Source organism: Paenibacillus sp. 01T424 (genome assembly GCF_056398745.1).
This window is the reverse complement of the sequence record NZ_JBFTPZ010000009.1, coordinates 75,344-101,707: the sequence shown is the minus strand read 5'-3', so window position 1 is coordinate 101,707 and position 26,364 is coordinate 75,344. Positions and strand designations below refer to the sequence as shown.

Below are 26,364 nucleotides of genomic sequence, written 5' to 3'. Positions count from 1 at the left end.
TTTGTCATAATGGTTACGATGTTAACCTTTAAGCGATCCGATCATAACGCCCTTGACGAAATGCCGCTGCACGAATGGATACATGATCAATACCGGCAAAGTAGAGACGATAATGACCGCGAACTTAATGCTCTCGGCAAGCAGAATTTGATCCTCCAGCCCGACACTTCCGCCCTCGATGCCTGCGGATTGGCTGATCATGAGAATTTCACGCAGCACAAGCTGGAGCGGATGCAGAGCCTCGTCGCGGATATAGATCAGCGCGGCGAAGTACGAATTCCAATGACCCACCGCATAGAATAGAACCATAACAGCCAATATCGGTTTGGATAGAGGCAATATAATGCTAAACAGCAATCGCCAGTTGGAGCAGCCGTCCATGTGAGCTGCCTCCTGCAGCTCCCATGGAATGCTTGATTGAAAGTAAGTCCGCATAACGATTAGATTGTACGTGGCGATCGCCCCCGGGACGATCAGCGCCCACATGGTATTCACCATTCCCAGTTCCTTAACCAGCATATAGGTTGGAATCAATCCGCCGCCGAAAAACATAGTGAGCGTGATCAAGACCATAATTTTGCCGCGCCCGGGAAGATCTGGCCTGGACAATGGATACGCCGCCAATATCGTCATGATGATATTGATGAGCGTACCGACCACGGTATAAACGATCGTATTGCGGTACCCTGTCCAAATTTTATCGTTGTGCAAAATGCTCTTGTACGCTCCCAAGGTCACGCCCTTCGGAAGCAGCCATACATCTCCATTCAGCACCTTGGACGGATCGCTGAACGAAGCGCTGACAATAAAGAGCAGCGGATACAGCACAATAATAATGATGATTGCGGCGATCACGTATATAACGAAGTCGAACGCCCGTTCATCCGATGGTTTTCTTATGGCTTGTTGCTTCGACATGACTGGGTTCCCTCCTTTACCATAAGCTCGTCTCTGACGTCTTGCGCGCGAACCGGTTGACCATCAGCAGCAGGATGAGATTGATGACCGAGTTGAACAGTCCGATAGCCGCCGTGTAGCTGTATTCTCCCTTCAATATGCCTGTCGTATAGACAAACGTGGAGATGACGTCGCTTGATTCCAAATTCAAGTTGTTTTGCATGAGCAAAATTTTCTCAAAGCCGACGTTCATGAAATGGCCGATATCCAGAATGAGCAGGATCACGATGACCGGAGCTATGCCTGGAAGCGAGACATGCCATATGCGCCTCAGCCTCGATGCCCCGTCCATCTTGGCCGCTTCGTATAGCTGCGGATTCACTCCGCTGAGCGCCGCAATGTAGATAATCGATTGCCACCCCATGTTTTGCCATATGTTTGAGCTGATGAAGATCGTCTTGAACCAGCCGGCTGCCTCCATGAATCGGACTGAAGTGCCGCCGAATGCCTCGATCATCATATTGATCGGTCCTGTCGGTGATAGGAATACGTTCAATATGCCTACGATAACGACAACCGAAATGAAATGAGGGATATACGTAATATTTTGCAGCCATTTGCTAAAGGTTTTGCTTCGGATTTCGTTAACAATTAGAGCGAGCATAATCGGAACCGGGAATGCGATGAGCAGAGAGAACAAGTTGATGGACACCGTGTTCCATAACAGCCTCCAGAAATAATACGAGTCAAAAAACCGTTCGAAATGCCCAAAGCCTTCCCAAGGGCTTCCGAAAATGCCCTTTGCCGGATTGAAATTTTTGAATGCGATTTGCAGGCCGTACAGTGGACCGTAGTTAAAGATTAAGTACCAGGCTATCGGCAGAAGCAGCATAAGATACAGATCATACCGTTTGGCTATATTCCTGATCAGGCTGGATCCGCGCCTCGGCTGGATATGGGACAGAGCGGCTGCACCTTCTTGCGCGCTCTTCATGAGCATTCACTCCTTATTCATACGGTCTCGGTCTTATTTCTCCATCTTGTCGTAAGCTTCTTGATAGAGCTGTTCCAGCTCGTCGATCTTCATTTTTTTCAAAGTAGCCTGGAATTCCTCCCACTTATCGAAGCTGATCGCGCCAACGATAAACTTCGTGCTTTGCTCGTCGATATATTTGTCGATGTCGTTGCGCAGAATGTTAACTTTCTGAGCGTTCTCTTCATTGAACATCGGAGCAGCATAACGAATCTTCGGCATGTACGGCTCCAGCTTCGCGTATGCCTCTTGAACTTGCGGTGGATTGATGAAAGACGCTACCTTGTCGCTGATCAAGTGAGGCGCGCCGCCGCCTGCGTACGGTGTCATTTTTCCCTGCGCACCTGTTATTGCCAGAAAATCCTCTTTGTAATACGGCATGCCATCCTTCAGCTCGTAATGCTCGCCCTCTCTGCCAAAGCGTAGCAGGGTGGAGCCCTCGTCACTGTAGAAATAGTCGATCCAGCGTATAGTCGCTTCCGGATATTTGTTCACAGATGTAATAGCGAACGCTCCAAAGTCGCGTGGCACCGGCGCTACCGGGCTTTGCATCTGGTCGCCATGCGGACCAACTGGAGGAGCGGTGCCGACATATTGATCCTGGATCGGCAAGAAGTTGTTGTTCGTCTGGTCGAAGAAAAGACCCGTATTGCCTGAGCCTTGCTTAGCAAGATATTGTGCTTCCGTATGCGTGAAGATTTCCTGGTCCAGAAGCTTCTCCTTATACAACTTGTTCAAGTACATAAGCAACTCTTTGTGCTTCTCGTCGCTGCTCCAAATATTGATCTTGCCGTCTTCGATGTTGATGTTATAGCCGAGCTGCAAATCCAAGCCAAACGATCCTGCCATCATATTTACGATAGGTATCCCCGCTGCCGCCTTACGCGCAGTCATAGGAATTTCGTCCGATTTGCCGTCGCCGTTCGGATCTCCATCCCGGAAAGCAAGGAGCACTTTATATAGATCATCCGTCGTTTTGGGCTCTTCCAAGTTCAGCTTCTCGAGCCACGCTTTATTGATCCAGCGTTTGTCCGTACGCGCCGAGCCGGTCGTTACGATACCGGGAATCGAGTAAATGTGTCCTTCCGGAGTCGTAATGCCCGAGCGGATCTCTGGATATTGCTCCATTAGGCTTTTCAAATTTGGTGCATACTGCTCAATTAAATTCTCCAGCGGAATAAGCTGTCCGGCCGTCCCGTAGCGAATAGTCTCAAGCGGATTGAGTTCCGAACGGTACAATACATCGGGAAGCTCGTTGGAAGCGAACAATAGATTTTTTTTCTCCGCGAAGCCGTCTGTAGGAGCTTCGGTAAATGCTACCTGAATGTTGCTTAATTTCTCATAGTCTTGGAACACCGGCATATCTTTGAACGGCCCGTTAGCAGGCGCGATTCGTGTGAACATCTTGAGCTTGATCGGTTGCTCCACGATCGGGAATCCTTCCGCTTTAACAGCGCTTTCAGAAGCAGGCGAAGGCTGATTCTCTGTCTTTGAGCCTCCGTTGTTGTTGCTGCAGCCGGTCAGGATCAGACCGGAAACGATCATCGTAGTAAGTGCGTTTCTTCCCCAGTGTCTACGCATAAATCTGTGACCTCCAATGTTCTATTCACCGAATGGTGTAACCGTTTGCCAGCGGTGTCCACTCATTATAATTCACCCGTTTCGCCACAAAGTTATAATAATATGACTATTTACTCCACATATTTTACAACTTCGCTTCAGCTCCCCCGCCTCCCAAACCGTTCAAATACGTTTGGGGCGTCACGCCGGTCATTTCCTTAAACACTCTAAAAAAATAGTTGTAGGAAGAAAAGCCCGCTTGACTGCTGATTTGCTTGAGCGAGTATTGACCGTTCTCTAGCAGTTTGCGCGCAGCATCGATTCGGATCCGGTTTAAATATTCTGAGAACGTCGACTTCGTCTCTTCTTTGAATATTCTGCTTAAATACGATGGATTCAGGCTGATGGCGTCCGCTGCCAGCTCCAGGGTGACGCTGCCTGAATATCTTTCCAGAATGAATCCTATCGCTTGCGATACATGCCGTGAATACGGTCCCACTGAATGGGTCTCCTTGAGCAGGCTCAACAGGCTGGCATAGAAGGCTTGCAGCCATTGCTCCATCTCTCCGACGCTGTCTAATCTGCCCAGTTCGCTCCTTGCAGGAAGCTTGTCCATCGCAGAGCCATGCTGAGGCAGCCATTTCTTCAACACTTTATCCGCGATATGCAGAAGCTCGCTGATGATCATTTGCACGGAATGAGAGTGAATGGGCTGCCCCTTAATCGAATCGAATACGGATAAAATCAGCCGCTGCATGCCGTCCTTATCCAGCATCTCGATTGAGAGCAGCAGCTGTTTCTGCTCCTCGATGGTTAAAGAGACGCGCTGTCCGTATATGCCATTTCCCCCTCCATTCACTTGGCCAGTCAGTTCCTCATTGGGTGAAAAGTCAAGCAATCGCTCTGCGGAACCGTAACTCGTTCTAAGAAGTGACAGGCTGCTGCATAAATGTCCGACAGCATAGACGCACTTTAAATTCAGGAATAGCTCCAGCGCGTGGCGAAGCTTGCTCATCATTCGGTCAGCCTCGCTTGCGGCTGCATGCTCGCTTCGTTCCTTGAACGAAAAAACGACAACCATACGTCCGTTCTCAAGGTAGGCAGCTGTACGTTCTTGTATATCACCCAGACTCTGCTGCATGATCTCAACAGCCTGCTGGACGAGCCGATTGGTCTGTACGTCGCTGCAGGATTGCGTCAGCAGCAGGAAAGGGACAATCTGAAGAGACGCTGCAGCGTAGCTCACCGTTTGAGGATATAGCCCATTCTTCCGTGCAAAGACTTCAAGCTCCTGGGCGGACTGCGGTTTCCTTCTTACCAAATCGGCAATATAACCACGGATGAGCACGGGATTCATTCGTTCTGCCATCGCTTTCTGATCATTGCGGTCCTCCAACAGCCGATCCTCCTGCCGCAGTGCAAGAACCGCTTTGTTCAACATGTCAATCAGCGTTGCTCCGTCGAGACGATGCTTCAGCAAATAATCAATGGAGCCATTTTTCAAGCAATCACGCACATAATCGTAGTCGTCAAAGCTGCTAAGCATAATCGTCTTAATGGCAGGATATCTTTCTTTGATCGTTCGATTTAGCTCCACACCATTCATTTCAGGCATATTTACGTCTATAATGGCGATATGCGGCGGAGACTGCTCGATCAATGCCAGGGCCATGACTCCGTTGTGCGCTTCACCACATATTTCAAAGCCGTGTTTCCGGAAATTGATTAGCGTCGATAAGTTGTTGCGGACCAGCGGCTCGTCATCAACCAACAGCACTTGAAACATAACCTATATCACCTCATGATCTAATTTTTCCGTGTCCCGTAGAACGGGAAGTGTAATTACGACCTTCGTATATAGTCCCAGCTCGCTGTACAGCTTTACACCGTAAGGTTCTCCATTTATGCGAACAATTCGTTCATGCACATTACGCACTCCCATGCCACTGAAACGTGATGGAGCCTCTCCTTTGCTATGCTCGCCCAGCAGCAAACCCATCTGCTCCAGGGTCATACCTTTGCCATTGTCCGTCACTTCTATTTTTAGGTTGTGATTCTCTTCGCAAACGCGAATCATGACCGCTCCCCCTTCCTCCAGCGAGCCGATCCCATGAATGATGGCGTTCTCCACAATAGGCTGCAGCATAAGCTTGGGCACCCGGCATTCCAGCAGGGCTTCATCCTCAATCTCCTCATACACCGGAATTGGCTGCATGTATTTATATTTCACGATGGAGATATAACTTCTTACATAGTCCAGTTCCTCTCGAACCGTAAGATATTCATTGGAATTACCTAAAACCCCGCGCATCAGCTCGATTAAAGAGCCGGATACCTCCTCGATATTGGGCACACCGTTCAGCTTAGCCAAGTATTTGATTGTATTTAGGGAATTGTATAGGAAATGTGGACGTATCTGCGCCTGAAGAGCCGTCAACTCCGCTTCGCGCTTCTCCTTCTCACTGATTCGAATTCCTTCCAGCAGCCGTTTCAATTCCTCCACCATACCGATAAAGACGTGGTACAGCTGGCCTACCTCGTCTTTCGTTTTGATTTCCTTCATTGGAAATTCCAAATTCCCGTCCTTCACCCGCATCATCATGGACTTCAGACGCCGAATATTTATGGTGATCCGGGAGGACACCTGCAGTGAGCAGATTAACACGATGGCCAAAACAAATACCGATACTTCAGCCATCAGCTTGCGAAGATTCGCAGATTCACTAAGCAGTGAATCCATCGGTATTAGCGCCAGTGTAGTCCAGCCCGTATATTCCGATGAACGTCTAACAACGGTGTAGGTTCTTCCATCTATGATCATTTCCGCCGCATCGCCAGGGCCTTTGAATTCCTGCTTAATGCTTACAATCTTCTCAATAGGAGGAGCAAAAGACGGCGCCGATTCGGACTGATACACGAATCCGCCTTCTTTATCGAGCACATACAGCATGCTATCGGCGGTCGGCTTCACTCCATACGTTTTTTTAATGAAATCATAGTTTAAATCGACCATGACTACGCCGATTGTCTCGCGGTCATAACGGATTTCTCTGCCTACGGTAATGGCATCCGACACGCCGGTCTGCTTCAAATAGGCATGGCGCGATCCGTTTCCAAGCGTATAATCCATCATCTGTGACCCAAGGACCGTCCGGTCCAGCCAAGGACCACCGGAGAAAAAAACCTTTCCATTCAACCCAACAACGGCAATCCTAGAAATGTAAGGCTTATAATCGATCAGCACCGATAGAAATTCTTCAATCCGCTTCTGTTCTAAAAACCATTCGTAGCTGATCTCTTCCGATGGACTGAGCAGCGTATCGATCACCGTGTTTTTGTTAGTCACTACTACCGTGTTCAGCCGGTCGATCTCCTCCAGCATAATATTTAGGGATTCATCCGCCTGGCGAATACTATCCGATACCGAAGTAACTGCGTTATCCTTTATCGTCTCGCGCATATTCAAATAGACAATGCCAGATACGGATAATATGGAAAGCAGGGCGACTAGACTGAATGCGATGAATATCTTCCCTTGGATGCTTAAACGGGGCGAAATCCATCGTTGAAGGGTGGATAACTTCATATCGCGAAATCTCCTTTTTGAACATAAGGAAGTGTTTATCTTGTAATCGTTTTCAAATATATTGTACCTACTTGAGCTTATCCAAATGTCTTTCTCAGAGTTAAGGGGGATTCCTTAAAATAAGTCTTGAAAGCTCTGGTGAACGTATATAGATTCGGATACCCAAGGGATAGAGCAATCTCCGTTATCGTCGCGTCTGTATCCATTAGCAGCTGCCTCGCCTTGTCCATGCGGATCTTCTGCATGTACTTCATTGGCGGCATACCCGCTTGGCTTGTAAACACTTGGGTAAAGTAGGAACGATGAACACCCGCGAAATCTGCTACCTGTTGGACGGATATTCCCTCTGAGGCGTGCAGCTCTATGTATTTCATGCATTCATGAATCCAACCGGCAAGCTCGGCCTCTTGAGCAGGTACCGACTCCGGAATCAACCCGGCGAATAAGGCACAAATATGGCTTTGCAGCTCAAGCGCACCTGCCGGATTCCACCGCTGAGCCCCCTCAAGCGTATGAATGACTTGGTCTGCCGATGCTCTGACTCGTGAGGTCAGCGCCTTCTTGCGAAACGGATACTCATGCGTTAAGCCCGCAAGCTCTAGCAACGCCATTGCCCTATCGCCATCCACCGCCAACCAGCTCATTTGAAGCGGCCGATCAGAGGGAAGCATGTCGTAGAAATATTTACGATAAGGAAATAAACAAAACACGTCGCCCTTCTCCAGCTCCACCTGCTTGCCTTCGTACTGCAGCCGAACCATTCCCTCCTGCACGAAGTGAAGGCTGTAGCACTCGATCCTCTTGGGTCCCACTTTATAGTTAGGCTTGGCCAAACAGCGACCCGCTCGAACCGGCCATATACGACATTCCTTTTCCAGTTGCCCAGGCGTATAGTAAATGAAATCAGCAAACTCATACTCGTATTCCTGCATCGCAGCCATCACTCCCATCCCATAATCATTTCCACATACATATAACATAATGACAACTATATCATTTCTCACAATTCAAAATAAATCGTATTATTATAAGAATTATAATAATAGTAGTGATTGTTCTTGTCTAGTTCACCTAACATAATGCTAATTTTATTAGAAGTGAAAAAAAGCCACTGGGTGGCCGCTGCATCCCGCTAAGCTGGCGATATTAAAGAACCGAAACCCGTTGGATGAATGATCTTAATGGTTATGATTCTTTTTATTTTAGCTATTTTACTTTTAAGAAAGATACTCTGAAAATTGCCCCCCTCTTGTGGGTTTTCGTACTATAAAAAGAGTTTGGCTATAGAATTGGACTTATTCTATAAGATAATGGTTTAATATAAGCTGGTTAGGTAATATGAGGATGAACAATTCGAGGAGGAATGGCAAATGCCAACGGTTCAAGTAGAAGGAAGAAACGCCATTCAGGCAGTTGAAGGCACAAAGCTTGTGCTAATGTTAGAGGATAATGGAGTCGACGTCCTGCACCGATGCGGCGGGAACGTTAGGTGTACGACATGCGCTGTAGAAGTTCTCTCTGGAGATGCAGGCGAGATGAGCGAGGCAGAAGCGACAGTTCTTCGCAACAAAGGAATCGAGGATGCAGCTATTCGACTATCCTGCCAAATTCGGCTGCATAGCGACCTATCGGTCCGGCTTATTAAGACAGCGACTTCTACTGGCCTGGAGCCCGGCACTCGTCCCCAAGATTAATCATTTTCCCGTGTTATATGGTGATGGAAAAGCAAGCTTCGATCATAACAATAAGTGAGCTAGCTCCATCTGGGTCATATCTACGGCAATAAGGGCTTCTAGCCCTTTTTTTGTTTGTATAGATAGGAATAATGAATAGACCGTGCCACCCAAACAAGGAAATGAACACGGCCTTCTTGCTAACAGTACGGTTGTTATATCCAGTGAGTACACACATTTAGCTTATGTTTTTCTGCATTTCCACGACTGTTTTCTCTTACACTTTCTATTGACTTTAACACCTAACTCTACAGCCGTTATAGAAGTAATTTTAATATATGCTACGACACCTCTTACATTAAGAATGACGCTGCCATCTGAAATGCCCAAATAAACGCCTACATGCGATGTTCCATCAAAATGAATCCGAACATTAGGTGTTCCTACACCAATTCGCAAAAGAATTTTTAAAATATTGCTGTTGCTTCCACTGCTTTTACCGCAGCAGCATTTATGGCCTTCGCTTTTGTGACCTTCATTTTTGTGACCTTCATTTTTGTGGCCTTCGCTTTTATGTCCTTCGTTTTTGTGGCCTCCACTCTTGTGGCCTTCACTTTTATCGCCATGGCTCCTGTTCTTTGAGCATGTGCAACCTGAACTTCGGTCTCCTCCGCTCTTGCTTCCCCCTGTTCTCATCATTCCTATCATCTCCTTAATATTAGTAGAATTACTACTATCATATGGAGATTAATAGATTTTGGTGTGTATACGGCAGTTCAATGGGTTGGGAAGGCATACTCCTGATAGATAACCTGAAAATCTTGTGACATTCACAGACATGCTGAATAGTTTAAATTGGAAGGCATATAAACTGCTCATGAGGAGAATAAGACACGGGGAATAATATTAAGCTTTGGAAACCATCATTCAACAATAACACTAAGATAAACAACTCCAAACGTCTAATTGCCCCCAATCGGTTCGTTCCTCCCGGAGCACATATCGATACCCAAGCAAAGGCCAACAAGCTGCGTAGAGTTCCAAGGGATAGCAGAGAGTTTGCGAGGTTCGCCGTGTAAATCGCGAGTTCCCTCCATCCTATAACTCGCTTTTCGGTACTCATCGCTGTTCATGTGGGATCTCCTACGATCGCAAGCGCTTTTGGATCAGGTGTCAGGCGACACTTGTTCTCGATCCAATTTGATTCACAATTATCAAGTTCGTATTCTTAATCACAGAGGGATGTTCTAAGGCTTAGCGGCCGCCGCTCCAACATTCTCGACCTTCTGTACACTTGAAGCAATCAACAATTGAGCTGCGAAGTAAGTAGACATAATAAGGAGACCTGAATAAGGCACTTCTGCGACAAACTTATTCCAAGCCAGTATCGAGTCCGATGCAACGAATAGGATCGCACCAACAATCGCAAACGCATTGCGGCTCATAATTGCCGTAAAGCACATCGCTCCAATAACGGTAATGTAGACAACGACGGGAATCCATAACCCGCTTAAGCTTTCCTCCCCCGAAATATGCTCATAAAAGCGACTGCCCAGCAGCACCGAGTAAATGACGATAATCAAGCCCGCAAGCACACCGTACCAGCTCATAAGCGATTGCTGCTTAAACCAACGAGCAACCATTGCAGCCACATAAAACAAATGCCCCGTTAGAAACGCACCCAACCCGAACACAAACCACGGATCATCAGGAAGCAGTAGAAACGCATCTCCCAATAGGCTAAACAGCAGCCCTGTCAGAATCAGCTTCCTATAAACCGCTTGGCCGCGTCCATCTGGTACACTGCAAACAACGAGCGTAATAATGAGCGCAATTGGCAGAAGCTTGAATATCCAATGCAGCACCGTACTTTCCACTGATAACGTCGCAAGATGAATTACACCTGTACACACAATAAGTCCCAGCAGCCAACTTCTACGCATATGCGATCCCCCTTATTCCATCACTTTACCCGAACCTAGATGCGATGTAAACGCTGACATAAACATGAATATTTTTGCTTATTCAAAGTAGAACAAAGGAATGAAATAAACGAAAACAGAGAACGGTTAGTCTTTTTTCGTATCTTATCGCCACTCCTTAATTTAAAAAAGGGCTGTCCCAAAAGTAGAGTTACCTACGCTTGAAACAGACCCAGCTTTGTTTTTTGATGGAGCTTAGGCAGAAGGTGCCCTTCTCTTACCATTCCTATAGCTTACGAACCTTATAGGTCCTATTTAAGCCATAGGTAGTCGATTAAAATTGTAACGAACTCCAGAATCGTTAATTCGAGAAAAGCAGCTCATAACACCTAATAAAGCATGATATAACGTTATCCAGATTCGTTAAAATAAAATAGTTGTACTTTTCTACATAATAAGGGCAATACGGTTCGTTAGAAAAATGATTTTGGGATGGAAATTGGATCTTAGCAGTGAAAGCTGCATCCTCAATTACCGTGATTTGAGCTTCTACCTTCTATGCATATGAAGCTTTCATAATACCTATCAATGCGTTCGCCWTCGTCTTTACTCATTAGCTGCTGCACTTAATAAGATCTGCCCTTTCTCATATACAATATCCGATATAAAATCAGTTTTCTTCCTATCGAAATGGGCAAAATCTATTAGATTTGATATGTCTGCTCCATATAGAGATAGACTGCCGTCACCATGATTCACGAGGGTCATGTCCTTATTCATATTTGTGTAGGGTAAGATTACAATTTCTTTGGCAGACGGGTCAAAATAAGCCGCATGAGAGCGATGAAGGCCAGAACCCCATGAGTATGTAAAATACAATTCGGAATCCCCGTCATTATTCATATCGGCTAGAGTCATGCTGGTTACGCCTAGCCCGCCAAACCACTCGCCAAGCGGATAGACAACTCCCTTATATAACAAAAATGATGCGGCAGATTTGTCATATTTGAAAATACTATATTCAGAGTTTTCACTAATAGATTGTGGTGTGATGTTATAACACTTGTCTGTGTCGTAGCCTGAATTAAATTCCTTTTGCAAAGCTAAAAAAGCATTAACACCGTCTTGAGTTCCCACTATAGATTCCGATTCTACTATTTCCTCGTCTAGCTTCGAAATTTTGTAGATGCTCCAAATATATTCACTCTTTAAAGTATTGACGTTATCCTTATGTGTTTTTGCCAGCCATATCTCATCATCCAGCAGAAAAAGACGATATTCAGGATCAACGGCAGAATCGGTTAATACATACTCATATCTTTCTTTATAACCTAAAATATTAGGAACATTAATGCTAGGCATAAAGCTTTCATTAAACTTTTGCACATCTAAAGCTTTCCGTTCATAAACAGCCTTCATTTTCTGTTGATTGCCGGCTCCGTCGGTTATAATAAGCGAGTTTTTGGTAAATGTATAGTACTCCTTAAACCCATCGACAGCTACAAACGAGCTCAGTAAATTCATATACACCTGTTCCTCAAAGCGATAGCTGCCATACGGTTCTCCAGTCTCTTGCAGCGCCCCATTCACGATTGGATTCGTTGCACAGACGGCAACAGCAATTATACAAGCAGCTGCTGAGAATACAATCACCCGTTTTTTGGGCGCCTTAAAGCGTAATATATTTTTGACGCGCTCACGGATGCCTGTCTCTCCAAAGGCTAGCGGACTAGCAGACGGTAAGCGGCGGTTTGCCGCAAAGGAGAGCAATGATGTGCAATATTCCTTCGCGATTCCTGAACCCGTCTCCGATAGCACCTTTTCATCGCAGCTCATCTCCATGTCTTTGGCCATTAATATAAAAGCAAGCCAAGCAAGCGGATTAAACCAGTGAAAAGCAAGAACCACAAAGGCAAGCGGCTTGATTAGGTGATCTTTCCTCTTTAAATGGTAGGCTTCATGCTGCAGAATGTAAACTCGTTCTTGCTTCTGAAGCCCAAAGGGAATATAAATTCGCGGTTTGATAAAGCCAAGAATAAATGGCGACCGGATGCTGTCGGACTCGAATATATGTTTATCCAAACGGACTGCTGTAGCCATACGGCGTTTCAATCGGAAATAGGTCACCAAGCTGTAAACAAGCAGCGAAAGGGTACCTAAACACCATAGAACAGTACCGGCCTGTATCCATATTTGCAAAGGATTTACGCTAGCAGTCGGGTCTGCTGGAGGCAGCGTGTCGCTTATCATGACATTTACGGTCGGTATGCCTACCGTCATTCCCGGCTTCTCCATATAGCCGATGTCCGCTGGGACATAGCTCAGTGCCGCTTCGCCGCTCTTTTGTGCTGCAGTCATATCAAAGGGGGGAGCATTAAAGAGGCTGAGCTCGGAGGAAATAGACACCGGACAAACTAGGCGGAACAGTACAATCGCCCATAGCATATAGGAATATTTCTTTGGTGCCCGTTTCAACAGCAGACGGATGAGAAGCACGGCGATAATGACATAAGACGCCGTGAGGGACATATTGAGTATTTTTAGAAACAACGTTTCCATACTCATCCCTCCTTATGCTCATCAATTAGACGCTTTAGCTCATCAGCTTCCTTATTGGAGAGAGCTTTATTGCCGAAAAAAGAGACGAGAAACTGGGGCAGCGAGCCCTCAAAAGTCCGCTCAATAAAATGCTCGCTTTCGTACGCCTGGATCTGCTCTTTTGGAATAATGGAGCTTACCATTGTATCCTCATTTTTAAGAAGTCCTTTTTCACACATTTTCCGAAGCACGGTATAGGTGGTTGGCTTCTTCCAGCCGAGTTTCTCTGAACAAAGAGTTACCAGCCTTCCGGATGCCACCGGCTCGCTCTCCCACACAACTAGCATAAAGCGATAATCACTTTCACATAGCTTTAAGTTACTCATAATAACCTCCCCTATCTGGTTTATAATCATAAACCCATGTAACGAGTTTATAACTATAAACCAGATTAGTCAATGGAAATAGGAGACCAAGGCTAAACCACTTCTTCAACTGACACCAGATACAACAAGCTTCCTTCACTGAAAAGCACTCGATTCTCTCGAAAATCCTGTGTTAACGGGACAAGCGGCTCAGCTTTTTCATTCAGAAAATGGATCTTGCACCCTGCTGATAAGCTCCCCGGTTTTTCATTTTTCTTAAGAATATAAGTTCCGTGTTTTCCGTAACCACCATCGAACAGAAAGTGATAACCATCCGTACAAAACCCCGAAGAGCCGGAAATCTCAGGATTTATAAAGGTGACCTTGGGCTGCTCGATTCCGCCGGAAATACAGCCCAGCAAAAAGTCTGTATAATAATAAAACCAAACTTTCTCATCGTTAGCTGCATTCAACGCATAACAATCGGCGATATCCGACACTTGATCCTCATACAATTTATTGCCGTTCTCATCCCAAGCTAGAAGACCTTGCGCACCTACAGGTTTATCCCAACCGTTGTTTCCAAACACGCCTTCGTCGAAATAACTGGTCCAAATGATCCCTTTCTCCGTCACCTGAACACTTTGAATGCCGTCTCCAAGCAAAAATTCTCGGATCGTATTCCCTTTAAAATCACACACTTTAGCATTCAGATCATACTTGCCTTCGCCATAGTAAGAGCAGCGCGCTCCGACTAACAGTAGACGATTATGAAGCGGCTGAACATAATGATAATTGAAATGTTGATCCGCAAACACTACTTCATCAACATAATCTTTTTCTACGAGCAGCACCTTGTAGGTATATGGTTTCTTTAGAGTCGATGGGACGAACATACCTCGTTCCCGTATTGGGATCTGGTTAATGAGCAAAACATACATGCAGCCATCGGAGCCAATTTGTGCCGAGACAATCTTGAACCCCTCCGTATACGCAGAAATATCAGCAAAAGGTTGAAGCGCCACCGTTTTATTAAACATGCCCATTCCTCCTTAAAGACAGTTATAAAACAAACTAACTTCTGTACTTATTAACTGAATTATGTCTGAGCAGAACGCTCCTGAACATGGCGAAAGTATGGCAAAGGAAAATGTGTTAAATGAGGTCATGTAGACCTGCCTTCACAAAATTTATTTTTAGGCATCAAAAAATACAGCGCATATGAATCAATGATCCATTATGCACTGTATTTTCAGTGTCTGGCCTATGAAGTTTGTCAGCTCTTACTCTCATCGTGAAATTGTACAATCATTTTTCGGCATAGAAACGATGCTTCAAACCCAGATACGGCATCCAATTCGACGCGAATTTGATCGCCTTCATAGGCGAGACTCAGCTGCAAACAGATATTGCACTCCTCGGTTGGGCTCATTTTCTCATGCTGAATGTCTTCGAAATACAAAGCAATAGTTTGCTCCAGCCCGCCTGCGGATGTATGCCTGATCGTTACAGACAATTTTTTCTGATTGCCATGCAGTCCTGCATCTTCCATACGGACCTTCGTTATTTCATCGTAATGAAACGGGGGGAAGAAACCGAACTTATCAATAACATTTTGGGCTCCCTCTATAAAAGTGAGCGGTGAGAATAGGCGTTCAAACTTCCTTGTGTTCATTAGATTTGACTCATATTGGGGACTCGTATAAAGCAGGATGGAATCAGTACTGCAATCCACTACCGTTCCGATAAAAGCAGCCCAGTCAGGTTTACCTAAATCACCAACAGTCATTCGAACCTGATCCTGCGCACGTAGCTCTGCTGACAGATCCTTATTAACATATAGCCGATAGCCTTGCACCTGCACCTGCCAAGCAGTATTTGAGGCAAAGCAGATTTCTTCCCGTTCTACAGAGCGAACATTAACATTCCATTCCCATTCCTTCTTCATACGTCCACCTCCAAATGAGTGAAGTATCTACGACGATCTGATTCTTCTTGCTCCAAGATCATCACCAGCAGTTGATGCACCATTCCCACTCAAATACACCCTCTCATCATACAACCGTTGTACCAGGTGTCAACGCTATTTCCATTGAATGATTAAATGGACAACCGCTAGCGAAGGTCTTAGACACTTCGGTTGTTATAAACATTCAATCTAGTGTGGACATACAAAACAAAAAGCCGGGAAGCAACTCGCATGAGTTGACTACCGACTTTTTGTTGTCATATAAGCACTAGTATTTAGATACTGAATAATTGGTTAGAAATATAATAATAACTACAACGATTATAGTTCCGAAAGCAAGCTTCCATTTCAAGTTCTTCTTAAATTTCGGATTTGAAGAATCCTTAAACTCTTTTCTTAGCCTTATAAGCGATAGAATTACTGTTATAATACCCAAAGCCATCATTGAATATGGTACTATTAACTCTTTCATCTTATCACCGCATTCCTCTTATTGAGGTTCAATATTAAATACATAGACCCAAGTCATTCCAAAATAAATACCTGTGCTGTGGCTATTATTCGCATAAATCCGAGCAGATACTAATCCCCAGTATGCAGCGGCAATTCCAGGAGGTACTGCTGCAACTCCACCAAAAATGCCTGCTATAACCGCTGCACCTGCACTTATTGATGCTGCTCCTGCTAAGTCAGCAGCCAGTCCGTTTGCATTACAACTATCTAATAATCTACTGTATCCCCACCAATGATATTCTGTTGGCTTTGTTACTCCATCACATGAAGATTTATTAAGTTGGATATTTAAGTCTAGCTGATCTTTTATGTTGCTCTTAATAGTAAGGTCAGGAAAAGCAATAAGTTTATTTTCAGCTATTAGTTTATTCAACTCATTGAAATAATTTTGTTGGCCTTCTAATAACTCTTTTTGAATATTATCCCTCACAGCTAGAAGATAATCAAGTTCAAAAAATCCTTTTTTATTAACTGAGATATATTTTTCCAAACCCATAATGTCAGAAGTTGTGAATCCAATTTCCCGTTCAATAGAGATGCTTTCAACATCTTGGCCAAACACTGTTGGAACAGCAGAAAATAATAACATTAATGTAAGAATTATTATTGATATCTTTTTCACAAATATTACCCTCCATTTTTGGTTAATATTTACTATAAAAAACATACAAATCAATGAAATAAACCAAAAGAAAATAACCCTTTCTACAGCTAATTAAATTAAAAAACTATTGTCTTAACAAAAAGCTATATAGAATTTATGTTTATCCCCCCTTATAAACTTTCAATATCCTTTCCTTCATTTGAAATCTTCATCCCTTTCTCCCAATACAATCATTACACGTTTTTACATATTTTTCACCGAAAATATATTTAGTATATTCCGAAAAGCCGCATGCGGGACGCAAAAATGAGATTATCATTTACCATTTTTAAATCATATAACTAAAATTTTATTTATATAAAATTAAATATAGGAAAATAAATAAAGATTTATTATGTAAGTTGACTCCAATTAAATATTTTAAAAGTGGTTTATGATATTAAGTATTATCTCGGATCATAAAAAATACATCGCCCAAGGTATACAGCCTACATTGTAATGTAAACCCAATTCACATACTGTTATGCGACTACTTTCGGCACTTGCTTCACACCTATAGCAACCTGATTGCTATGTTCTGAACTCAAATCACTCCAGCTACTTATCCCCCCACCAACTGGACTGACTCCGAGGATATACAAACGCCCTTATGAAACGACCTCCCTTGACTACTTTTAGGGGCCAATCATGAGCAATAAGCCCGTAGACGAGGGGCTGATGGAATAATACGTTCAGACTAGCGACGATCTTAGGCACATCGAGTCGTATACAGACCATAATCGAGAGTTAAGAGCTTGCTTTCAACACGTTGTCCGTTCTGTCTTCATCAGTATTTTTTTCTGCTGACCATTGTAGACTGTCATTTTTGTTGGTATACTATTGAAAAATAATTCCATTTTGAGTAATTCAAGGGCTATGCTTTTCTGGCAATGCTAGAGACAACCCCGCTACCTGTAGCGGGGTTATTTTGTTTTCCAAATGAAATGGAGGATGTACAATGACTGGAAACGAAGAAACGAGAATGATTTTAACGAAAGAGGATTTAATTACACAATTTAAAAACTGCGGATTAATGGAAGGGCAAACCATATTCGTACATACTTCATTAAAAAGCTTGGGATTTGTTGTAGGCGGGGCTGAAACATTGATTAGGTCACTTCTTGAAATCGTAGGAGAAGAAGGAACATTGATGATGCCTTCTCAGACATGGAAAAACCTTGATCCCTCTACTGGAGTTCATTGGAATGAACCGAAGGAATGGTGGCCTATTATTCGTGAGAATTGGCCTGCATATGATAAAGAAATAACACCTGCCATCGGTATGGGTGTCGTGGCTGAAATGTTTAGACAGTGGCCAGGGGCAAAAAGGTCTGATCACCCGGCAAGGTCGATAGCAGCAGTAGGGAAACACGCGGAATATATAACAGAAAAACATGATTTAAGTAATATTTTTGGCAGCGGTTCCCCTGTAGATAAATTGTATAAATTAAATGGACATGTACTATTAATTGGTGTTGGCTATGAAAAAAATACATCTCTGCATTTAGCGGAAACGAGAGCGAATTTTTCTTCCAAAAGATTTGCAGATGAGAGCAGTGCAATCATGATTGATGACAAGAGAACGTGGGTTACTTATTCTACTCAAGCAGTCGACGACGAAGATTTTAGTAGATTAGGAAACGAATATGATCAACAAAAAAATATAAAAATTCATAAAGTAGGAAATGCTGATGTGCGATTTATGGAAGTAAGACCCCTGATCGACTGGACCGTTCCTTGGATGGAGAAGAATAGAGCGTGACGGCTCGCCCCCACTAATCACTCTAGCTACAAAAAGGTACCCCTACACTAAACATTCTTTTAAAAATGTCCACTGTATGGGTACCCTTTTATAAATGCCAGCTGAGCTTCTAGGGATATGCTTTCAGGGTTATGAATCAAAATAAAATAAGCCCAAATCAGCTTTTTTAATTCTTCGCATCAATCAAGGTAAACCAGTTGGGATCTCCATTATATGTTCCATTAACCTGATATACAGGCCGATAAATGTCTTTTGAATCATACATATAGGTTAGTTCTATTCCTTTTATTTCTAGATGGTCACCCTTTTTTATTTCAAGCTGATCCTTTGTTAATAATGCATTTCTTTGCAGCTGTTGAAATTCCCCATCCTCTATGCGTTTATATACTTCGGCTGGAGATAATAGATCCATCGTCCGCACAAATTGATTGTGCTTAATTCCGCTATTGATCGCGTAAATGCTGCCATCCTCTTTTAGGCCAATGGAGAAATCGCCTGTCCAGTAATCCTCGTTCATTCCAGGGATCTGCGATAGCGACCATGCATACTCACCGTCATCTACTCCTCGTAATTCAGCCTTCTCGGTAGGCAAGCCCAAATCATCCGCAATCGTTTTCGCCTTCTCTAACATAGAATTCGGATTAATTAGCGAGTCTTGCGCTGGGACGTAATCATTTTCAGTTAACGACCAGTTTCCCTCTTTGGATTGAAATAACGTGTAGTGTATTCCGCTATTGCTCGTTAACACACTTTCACGATCACTTCCCCACTTCTTGACGCTTAGCTCGGTCAATGCTAGTTTTTGCCGCAGCGGAGCTGCGATTTCATCATTATTTACGACTCTTTTGTATACCGCTGCAGCATTTGGTTCTGGGCTTAACGTGAGTGAAGCGCTAAGCTCAACGCCTTTCATATTCCATTTGTGATATGAATTAATGGCTAGTTGACCAAACTCCTGCTGATTGTAGACGATACTCATTGCACAAAACATCAAACCGATTGCTATGGGGATGGACAGATTGCCCAGCAGGCTCTTGATCTTAAGTTTTTTGTGCTCAATGATAGAAGCAGCAAGCCTGTATAACTGGTAGCCCATAATGCCGCCGAGTGTATTGTTAATAAGATCATCAACCTCAAATAGACCTGCGCCAGTAAGCGTCTGATACGTTTCGATAGCTAATGTTGCACATACAACAACAAGAAGAAGCGGTTTGAACGCTCTAAACTTGTAACTCAAACATGGCAGCAAAATCCCCAATGGCACAAACATTAAAATATTAAAAATGCCGTTTTGAAACTCTCTTAGCGAGTATTTTTGCCATGCTTCAATGTAGCCACCGAAAGGATATAAGTTCATTTCCAAGAAATGTGACGTACCTCGGCCGATAACGGTCAACTGGAGAACAAAAACAATATAACCGATGAAAAGCGCACCGAGAATAAGCTTGCTCATAGGCAGCCAGGGCTCTTCCTCTCGCCTTCTTTTGCGATAATAAAATGTATAATAACCTGCAATAAGAAGCAGCTCGATTCCAACTACAATGACCACTGGCAATCCCAGAAAGCGTAAGTAATTGAACATATCTGTAATGCTCACATTATTCCTCCTCATACCGAACACAAAATCGTACTGTCTTACTCTTGTGGTTTTTCATTATAACACGGCAATTTAAATCGTCTTTTTCTATTTCCTTAAAAAACCTTTAATAATATTTAAGGTTTATAATTTAAAAGATCTGTCCTCGACAGGGCTTTATTGAAAAATATAGCGATGAGCTTTCGAACGCAAAAATACATCGCCCAAGGAAAATACCTTATAGTTTAGTTTTGCAGGTGAAAATGAAGTAAATAAATGCAAACCTAGTAGGCTACCGATTACAAATTCCCCCTTCGATCAGCACATTGTTTGCGTTTGGGCCGAAGTATCTCCCGAGTACTTTCAAAGGCCGAGTAATCTTGGAGCATAAAAAAACATCACCCAAGGCACGCGGCCTACATGGTGATGTGTACAAATCATTCATACTTTTTTAGACTCTCAACAGCATTAACACTTCGTTTGAAAATTCGCTTTTCCTTCCAAGGTTGCTTGCAAAAATTTTTTCGACTTTTTTAATCGCTTCTGAATATCTTCAATTTCTTTAATTTTTTGTTCAACTACTTTTTTCTTTACCTCATATGATAAATTAAGTTCTTGATTTACTAGTAAACTCAACTCTTCTACCGAAAATCCTACGGATAAAAGTGCCTTTACATCTTCTAGAAATTCAACAATTTCCTCAGTATAAATACGGTAATTATTTGCATCTCTTTTAACAAATGTGTCCGGTATTAGGTTTTTACGTTCGTAGAATCTCAAGGTTGATATAGGCAGATCCGTTAATTTTGAAACATCATTTATTTTCATCTTATGGCCTCGCTTTATTCATTTGCTATAAACCTTGGTTTATAGTTCATAATGCAATTATGATAACGAACGACATACACAATGTCAAAAAGTCTTATGTTATCAAAAGGAGAGATTCTATGTTTAACCACATTCAAAATAACAATTTCACCAGTATAGTTACAGGAAGACGTTCTGTGCGTAATTATGATGAGAACATTAAAATATCAAAAGAAGAGATAAGTGAAATGATTTCGGAAGCCAGTCTGGCTCCGTCCTCTGCTAATATGCAGCCTTGGCGTGTAATTGTGGTTGATACTCCGGAAGGAAAAGAGAAACTAAGACCCCTTGTACGTTTCAATACATTACAAAACGATACTTCATCTGCCATGTTATTAATTTTTGGTGATACCCAAAGCTATTTATATGTTGAAGAAATTTATAATACTGCCGTGGAACAAGGTAAAATGCCAGCTGAAGTACGGGATAGTCAACTCGCAACCATTCTATCGATGTATCCAACTCTACCAAAGGAAATGAAAGTAGAAGTTGCAAAGGTCGATAGCAGCCTCTTTGCCATGCAGTTAATGTTAGTAGCTCGTGCACATGGGTATGATACGAATCCAATGGCAGGATTTGAAGTTGACCAAGTAGCTAGAGCATTTGATTTAGATGAAGAGCGCTTTGTTCCGGTCATGATTATTTCAATAGGAAAAGCAAAGGAAGCAGGACATGAATCCGTTCGATTAAGTTCTGACAAGATTACATTTTGGAGATAATCATTATTCAAAATAAAACTTAAAATAAGCAAAATCGCTTATAAACAGGAAGCAATAGTTAAGGGTTCACCTTAACATCTATAAAGCAAAATGAAGGACACCCTGATTGGGTGTCCTTCATTGTAGCGACAAAAACTAAACACGACATTTCTATTAAGCAAATCTCCCAATCAGGCTGTCTTAATACAGCAAACCCCACTGGAAATTAAGCCATCCCGAATACGGTTTACCACTTCATCACTCCCATGAATTGGCACAAGAAAACATATTCTCATAGACTAGTTCGTACTAGTAAAAAGCACTAGATCCATGTATCGGCTGCTATTAAGTCGGGCTCCATATCGCCAGTGTTTATAACGCTTTTAGGCTCCACCAGCATGATATGGCATTCCTTTTCGGCGGAAGGCTTCATCTCTATTCCCCTAGGGACAATAAACATTTCACCCTTGGAAATTATCACTTGACCATCACGAAAATCAAGGATCATCTCCCCTTCAAGTGCGATAAATACCTTATCGGTATCTTCATGAACGTGCCATTCATAATCCCCAGCAATCTTAATAAGCTTAAATTGATAGTCATTCATTTCACCAATGACTTTCAGAGACCAATAGTCATTGAATTTAGTTAGCTTATCATTCAGATTAATAGCTTGATAATGGATATTAACCCCTCCCTTTTTCAAATTTCCAATATACCCTTATAGTGAACAGACACTCGGATGTAATAAAGCGCTTATTTCCGTTTCCATTATTATAGTAAAGTCATATTTTGATTTGAATGGATGCTTATTGAAACTAGAATGGATTATTAATGAACTTTTCTCGATATCCAGTAGGAGCAATACCAAATTGCTTTTTGAACACTCTACTAAAATAAAAGGGGTCAGCAAATCCAACAGTTTCTGCAATTTGTTGTACAGGTGCATCACTTGTAAAAAGCATTTCTTGCGCCATGTTTATACGATATTGTAATAAATATTGTGCAGGCCCCATACCTGCATGCCTTCTAAACACGTAAGAAAGTCGATTGCGATTAACGTTATTCTGTTCTGCAAGCGATGCTATTGTAAGGCTTTGATAATAGTATTCTTGAATATAATTAGATACCCGTTCGAATAAAGTATGTGATTCACAGCTATTTTGCCTATTATCAACACATAATAAGGCTTCATTCAGCACATCGCGAAACAGCATCTCGGTCTGAAACTTTGATATGCCTCCACGCTGATTATAAACACGCCAAAGACGCATAATTAATTCAATTAGACGAGGGGACTGCCCTGTTAATAATTCAAAATGCTGATGCGAAAAGCTTGACTCTTCTAGTTCCGAGTTACATATCCGGTATAAAACTAAGATATATTCCCAGTCCGTTTCACCAAACACTTTTTGGCCTAGTTTCATTTTTGCAGCCCCATGTACAACTTTTCCTGGCGAAAAGATATAAGGCGTGTCATTAAATTGAAATTGTATTTTTCCTGTAAGAGGAAACACAAATCCAGGAAAAGAATCTGTATAGTCAGCGTGAGGCACGCCTGGGTTTCTCGCATATCGATATACTCCTTGTACTTGAAAAGGAGTGTGTGCCAGATGTTCTGCTAACCGATCAACGTCGATTTTCACTATGCTTACCTCATTTCAATGGTAATTGACCGTTAATCCTGACTGATCGTTGTATATCCAGTGTCCGTTGGAATATAGAAAGGTGAGCATGAGGGCTCTCATCTATTTCCACGTTATTGATAACAATTATCATCACCAATCTGCCGTTAGTCAAATTGCTGCTGACAGCCTAAGTAACCAGACATCATATTCTCTACTAAGAGTTTATAGTTTATGAGCATGTACTCTGTTAAGAGCATTTCATGAGCATATTCCAATTTTTTCGTTGGCTTTGTATTGATTCCAAGCACAAAAAAATACATAGCCTGAGCATTAAGCCCACATGGCCATGTATTTAAATCATTCATACTGTTATGCCTCTCAGCAATTACTCGTCGCTGGCTAGGCGCGCATATGTCAAAAAAGACACCCCAACAGTGCCTTTTCCTCCTTCTATTCGTATGCAAAGCCAACACTTGAAAGGCGATGCATATTCGCTGTATTAAGAATTAGTTCGTGGTTGAGGTTAGTTCCTTGTTCGACGTCCGGCCAAGCAGATTTAGAAATTCCCGCATAAATCCAGGGAGATCAGGCCATGCGTGACCCGATACTAAATTTCCGTCTACATGCAGTGTCTCGCTTGCATATTCTGCGCCGAGTGATTCGACTTCTAGCTTGCACGCATTGTATGCCGTTAACGTTCTGCCTTTGAAGTAGGAACGATCGGGCAGTGCCAAGAATACCTGAGCACCGTGACAAATCGCGCCTACAGGCTTGTCTGCATCCAGAAAGTGCTGGACAATTCGCGGAAGATCTTGATCGTTGCGGATGAACTCGGGAGCGCGTCCGCCTGGGATGATCAAGGCATCGTAGTCAGCAGGCTCCACGTCCGCAAAGGCTATATCAGACGGCAGCAGATGAGCTGGCTTCTCCGAATAAGTATCCCATCCCTCGATGAAGTCGTGGCATACCGTATTCAATGTCTTCTTTCTCGGCGAAGCGATCACAGCCTCGTAGCCCTCTTCCTTCAACCGATAGAATGGATAATAAACCTCCAGAACCTCTGCACCGTCGCCCGTTAGAATAAGCACGCGTTTGGACATTTTACCCTCTCCCAACTGTAAATTTATGTAACACCTTTTTCTATTATGGGGATAATCTGCAAGCGCCGTCAATGGTCCTTAAGAACGGGAGGAAGATGTCAAATTACGCAAAAACACGTCGTACCAGCAGGTAAGCTGCAGATACGACGTGTTTTTAATAGTTGAAACCTAATAGGATGAGTTAAGGCTTCACTACAGATACGAGAAACTCGTTTTTACCGGAAATAAGTGTAACTTCTGAAGACAAATCCAAATCCTTCACATAGACGGATTCACCGATATTCATACCGCTGATATCATATTCTATCACCGACGGCAAATGCCTTGGCAATGCTTCTACCTCAATAAACTCGGACTGAAGTTGTACAATCCCGCCCTGCTTCAATCCGATTGGCTTGCCTATGAATTTTACCGGAATCTTTGTGCATACGATTTCGTTATTCTGCACTTGCTGGAAATCAACATGAATCAAGTCACGCGTTACCGGATCTCGCTGGAGATCCTCAAGCAATACGGACACCGAATCTTTCCCGTCAAGCTGTATATCGATAAAACCAGATGCACCTTGCTTCAACCACTTATGAAATTCTATCGTTGAAATATGAACCATCTTATTTTCTACATTCCTACCAAACACAATACCAGGCAGACGACCTGATTTACGTAGATTACGAAGCCCTGATGTATTCAAATGTGTACGTTTCTCTGCTTGCATAAATGTTGTCATGCTTAACTCTCTCCTCTTTATTAAAAGATCTTTGCGCTCGTTCCTTAGTCGCTGAATCTTCCCCGATTGGGGATAAAGAGCGAAACATAGCATCACCACCTCCATGTTCTGCCGATTACGGCACAATACATTTAATGTAAAACCTCCGTAAATATACAGGAAGGCACCCCACTTCGGAAAGTGGAATGCCTATCTGTAAACCACACCATATCATACAAACGTCACGTTGTCTAATCAGGACGCTAGGCAATTACGGGCAAAGGTTCCGGTATCTTTGTGTATTTAGAATGAATAAGAGCGTACACTAGGCTTCTGAAAATAATTCATTTCATCATTCGAAATCCATTGGTTGACCTCGTGTTGAGTTCACGATATAAAAATACATCGCCGCAGCTTACGAGCTGCATGGCGATGGGGTTGTTAGAGAAACTAATCCAATCACTCCAGCTGTCGTATAACATTCGGGAGATACATCGAGGTTACGCTCCGATAATGCCAGTCCGAGACATCATTGTCATTATTTCGCCAAGTCCATTGGAACAGCGAGGCGGATGTAAGGAGATCTCCAACTTAGGAAATGTTCTCCTTTAAAACGTTACCTCGCTCCTGTATATGTGTGTATTATTTAGCCTTCATGAAATTATACACAGTGCCTCGTTCAAGGGATGCTAGACGGACCTCACCGTATCTCTTCCAATGATAGCTGCTGTGAAAATGATCAAAATGCACGCCACCAAATGGTATTTCACTCTTCATCGTAAACCCGGAGGCTTCTATATCTTGGATTACTTCCTTTAACACTCTTTCAAACAAGGACGGCTTATAATCACTGAGATCTTTAAACGCGAGGAATGAAAGAATACCACCCTGCTTCAAACATCGAACTACAGTTTCGAGCATTTCACTCCTTGGCGAATGGTGAATGACGTCGTACATCATTAGGAAGTCAATCTGGTTTTGCACTTCATCTGGTAAGCCTTGATGATTCGTATTCATCAATTCAACATTCTTTACACCCGCTTCGTCTAGTCGTCTCTCGGCATGCTTAATGATCTTCTTCAACTTCTCTATAGCGATTACGCTTCCATTTGTTCCAGCGGCAATCGCTGCCGGTATCGTATAGTGTACATACCCACACCCAATATCCATAACGGTCATTCCTGCCTCAAGCCCAGATTGACTTAAGAGCTTAACGGCTTCCGTCCTTTCCCACTGGCAAACTTCTTCGTAAGCGTTCAGATCAAGCACACCCTTCTAGTTACTTATTACATACACTCGGAATTGATCGCAAAAGCGCAATGGCTTCT

General features: G+C 43.1%; 24 protein-coding genes. 3 read left to right on the top strand and 21 right to left on the bottom strand.

What is annotated here, in order from left to right:
* Nucleotides 1-21: 21 nt before the first annotated feature.
* The 6 genes from AC1DPK_RS10060 to AC1DPK_RS10035 all read right to left on the bottom strand — a co-directional run bounded on the left by AC1DPK_RS10060 (nucleotide 22) and on the right by AC1DPK_RS10035 (nucleotide 8,017).
* Nucleotides 22-918: a carbohydrate ABC transporter permease gene (locus tag AC1DPK_RS10060; RefSeq protein ID WP_477510190.1), complete on the bottom strand. Its 897-nt coding sequence runs from the start codon at nucleotides 916-918 to the stop codon at nucleotides 22-24.
* Between the two features lie 16 nt (nucleotides 919-934).
* The gene (locus AC1DPK_RS10055; RefSeq protein ID WP_441878841.1) at nucleotides 935-1,891 is read right to left on the bottom strand and encodes an ABC transporter permease; all 957 of its coding nucleotides are present in this window, start codon (nucleotides 1,889-1,891) and stop codon (nucleotides 935-937) included.
* Nucleotides 1,892-1,924: 33 nt separating this feature from the next.
* On the bottom strand, nucleotides 1,925-3,511 hold the full coding sequence (locus AC1DPK_RS10050) for an extracellular solute-binding protein (RefSeq protein WP_477510189.1): 1,587 nt from the start codon (nucleotides 3,509-3,511) through the stop codon (nucleotides 1,925-1,927).
* Nucleotides 3,512-3,635: 124 nt separating this feature from the next.
* On the bottom strand, nucleotides 3,636-5,276 hold the full coding sequence (locus tag AC1DPK_RS10045) for a response regulator (RefSeq protein ID WP_477510188.1): 1,641 nt from the start codon (nucleotides 5,274-5,276) through the stop codon (nucleotides 3,636-3,638).
* Nucleotides 5,277-5,279: 3 nt separating this feature from the next.
* Complete coding sequence (locus AC1DPK_RS10040; RefSeq protein ID WP_477510187.1) at nucleotides 5,280-7,076, bottom strand: sensor histidine kinase; 1,797 nt, start codon at nucleotides 7,074-7,076, stop codon at nucleotides 5,280-5,282.
* Between the two features lie 77 nt (nucleotides 7,077-7,153).
* Entirely contained in the window at nucleotides 7,154-8,017 is an 864-nt protein-coding gene (locus AC1DPK_RS10035; RefSeq protein WP_477510186.1) for an AraC family transcriptional regulator, read from the bottom strand.
* Nucleotides 8,018-8,446: 429 nt separating this feature from the next.
* On the opposite strand from AC1DPK_RS10035, the gene AC1DPK_RS10030 reads away from it, so the two are divergent.
* Nucleotides 8,447-8,770: a 2Fe-2S iron-sulfur cluster-binding protein gene (locus tag AC1DPK_RS10030; protein WP_477510185.1), complete on the top strand. Its 324-nt coding sequence runs from the start codon at nucleotides 8,447-8,449 to the stop codon at nucleotides 8,768-8,770.
* 222 nt (nucleotides 8,771-8,992) lie between these two features.
* Here the strand turns inward: AC1DPK_RS10030 and AC1DPK_RS10025 are convergent, their stop codons facing one another.
* The 7 genes from AC1DPK_RS10025 to AC1DPK_RS09995 form a co-directional block, all read right to left on the bottom strand.
* A complete protein-coding gene (locus AC1DPK_RS10025) occupies nucleotides 8,993-9,448 on the bottom strand; it encodes a hypothetical protein (protein WP_477510183.1) in 456 nt (151 codons plus the stop codon).
* Between the two features lie 548 nt (nucleotides 9,449-9,996).
* Nucleotides 9,997-10,692, bottom strand: coding sequence for a lysoplasmalogenase (locus AC1DPK_RS10020; RefSeq protein ID WP_477510182.1), 696 nt, complete (start codon nucleotides 10,690-10,692; stop codon nucleotides 9,997-9,999).
* A gap of 585 nt (nucleotides 10,693-11,277) precedes the next feature.
* Nucleotides 11,278-13,230, bottom strand: coding sequence for a M56 family metallopeptidase (locus AC1DPK_RS10015; protein ID WP_477510181.1), 1,953 nt, complete (start codon nucleotides 13,228-13,230; stop codon nucleotides 11,278-11,280).
* 2 nt (nucleotides 13,231-13,232) lie between these two features.
* Complete coding sequence (locus AC1DPK_RS10010; protein WP_076268671.1) at nucleotides 13,233-13,595, bottom strand: BlaI/MecI/CopY family transcriptional regulator; 363 nt, start codon at nucleotides 13,593-13,595, stop codon at nucleotides 13,233-13,235.
* Between the two features lie 92 nt (nucleotides 13,596-13,687).
* The gene (locus AC1DPK_RS10005; protein ID WP_477510180.1) at nucleotides 13,688-14,614 is read right to left on the bottom strand and encodes a hypothetical protein; all 927 of its coding nucleotides are present in this window, start codon (nucleotides 14,612-14,614) and stop codon (nucleotides 13,688-13,690) included.
* A gap of 236 nt (nucleotides 14,615-14,850) precedes the next feature.
* Complete coding sequence (locus AC1DPK_RS10000) at nucleotides 14,851-15,522, bottom strand: hypothetical protein (RefSeq protein WP_477510179.1); 672 nt, start codon at nucleotides 15,520-15,522, stop codon at nucleotides 14,851-14,853.
* Between the two features lie 511 nt (nucleotides 15,523-16,033).
* Nucleotides 16,034-16,678 carry a hypothetical protein gene (locus AC1DPK_RS09995; RefSeq protein ID WP_477510178.1) on the bottom strand — a complete coding sequence of 215 codons (645 nt, stop codon included), beginning with the start codon at nucleotides 16,676-16,678 and terminating at the stop codon, nucleotides 16,034-16,036.
* A gap of 979 nt (nucleotides 16,679-17,657) precedes the next feature.
* Here AC1DPK_RS09995 and AC1DPK_RS09990 point away from each other — a divergent pair.
* Nucleotides 17,658-18,461: an AAC(3) family N-acetyltransferase gene (locus AC1DPK_RS09990; RefSeq protein WP_477510177.1), complete on the top strand. Its 804-nt coding sequence runs from the start codon at nucleotides 17,658-17,660 to the stop codon at nucleotides 18,459-18,461.
* Nucleotides 18,462-18,627: 166 nt separating this feature from the next.
* On the opposite strand, the gene AC1DPK_RS09985 is transcribed toward AC1DPK_RS09990, so the two are convergent.
* A complete protein-coding gene (locus AC1DPK_RS09985) occupies nucleotides 18,628-20,058 on the bottom strand; it encodes a VanZ family protein (protein ID WP_477510176.1) in 1,431 nt (476 codons plus the stop codon).
* 447 nt (nucleotides 20,059-20,505) lie between these two features.
* Nucleotides 20,506-20,865: a MerR family transcriptional regulator gene (locus tag AC1DPK_RS09980; RefSeq protein ID WP_477510175.1), complete on the bottom strand. Its 360-nt coding sequence runs from the start codon at nucleotides 20,863-20,865 to the stop codon at nucleotides 20,506-20,508.
* A 119-nt stretch (nucleotides 20,866-20,984) separates the two neighbouring features.
* Here AC1DPK_RS09980 and AC1DPK_RS09975 point away from each other — a divergent pair, with 119 nt between their 5' ends.
* Nucleotides 20,985-21,623, top strand: a complete 639-nt coding sequence (locus AC1DPK_RS09975) for a nitroreductase family protein (RefSeq protein ID WP_441878004.1) — start codon at nucleotides 20,985-20,987, stop codon at nucleotides 21,621-21,623.
* A 301-nt stretch (nucleotides 21,624-21,924) separates the two neighbouring features.
* Here the strand turns inward: AC1DPK_RS09975 and AC1DPK_RS09970 are convergent, their stop codons facing one another.
* The 6 genes from AC1DPK_RS09970 to AC1DPK_RS09945 form a co-directional block, all read right to left on the bottom strand.
* A complete protein-coding gene (locus tag AC1DPK_RS09970; protein ID WP_441878039.1) occupies nucleotides 21,925-22,287 on the bottom strand; it encodes a cupin domain-containing protein in 363 nt (120 codons plus the stop codon).
* A gap of 133 nt (nucleotides 22,288-22,420) precedes the next feature.
* Entirely contained in the window at nucleotides 22,421-23,248 is an 828-nt protein-coding gene (locus tag AC1DPK_RS09965; RefSeq protein WP_477510174.1) for a helix-turn-helix transcriptional regulator, read from the bottom strand.
* Between the two features lie 146 nt (nucleotides 23,249-23,394).
* Nucleotides 23,395-23,595 carry a hypothetical protein gene (locus AC1DPK_RS09960; protein ID WP_477510173.1) on the bottom strand — a complete coding sequence of 67 codons (201 nt, stop codon included), beginning with the start codon at nucleotides 23,593-23,595 and terminating at the stop codon, nucleotides 23,395-23,397.
* A gap of 141 nt (nucleotides 23,596-23,736) precedes the next feature.
* The gene (locus AC1DPK_RS09955; protein WP_339206579.1) at nucleotides 23,737-24,330 is read right to left on the bottom strand and encodes a DJ-1/PfpI family protein; all 594 of its coding nucleotides are present in this window, start codon (nucleotides 24,328-24,330) and stop codon (nucleotides 23,737-23,739) included.
* Between the two features lie 181 nt (nucleotides 24,331-24,511).
* A complete protein-coding gene (locus tag AC1DPK_RS09950; protein WP_076268662.1) occupies nucleotides 24,512-25,057 on the bottom strand; it encodes a 50S ribosomal protein L25 in 546 nt (181 codons plus the stop codon).
* Nucleotides 25,058-25,678: 621 nt separating this feature from the next.
* Entirely contained in the window at nucleotides 25,679-26,305 is a 627-nt protein-coding gene (locus AC1DPK_RS09945; protein ID WP_441877999.1) for a class I SAM-dependent methyltransferase, read from the bottom strand.
* Nucleotides 26,306-26,364 lie beyond the last annotated feature (59 nt).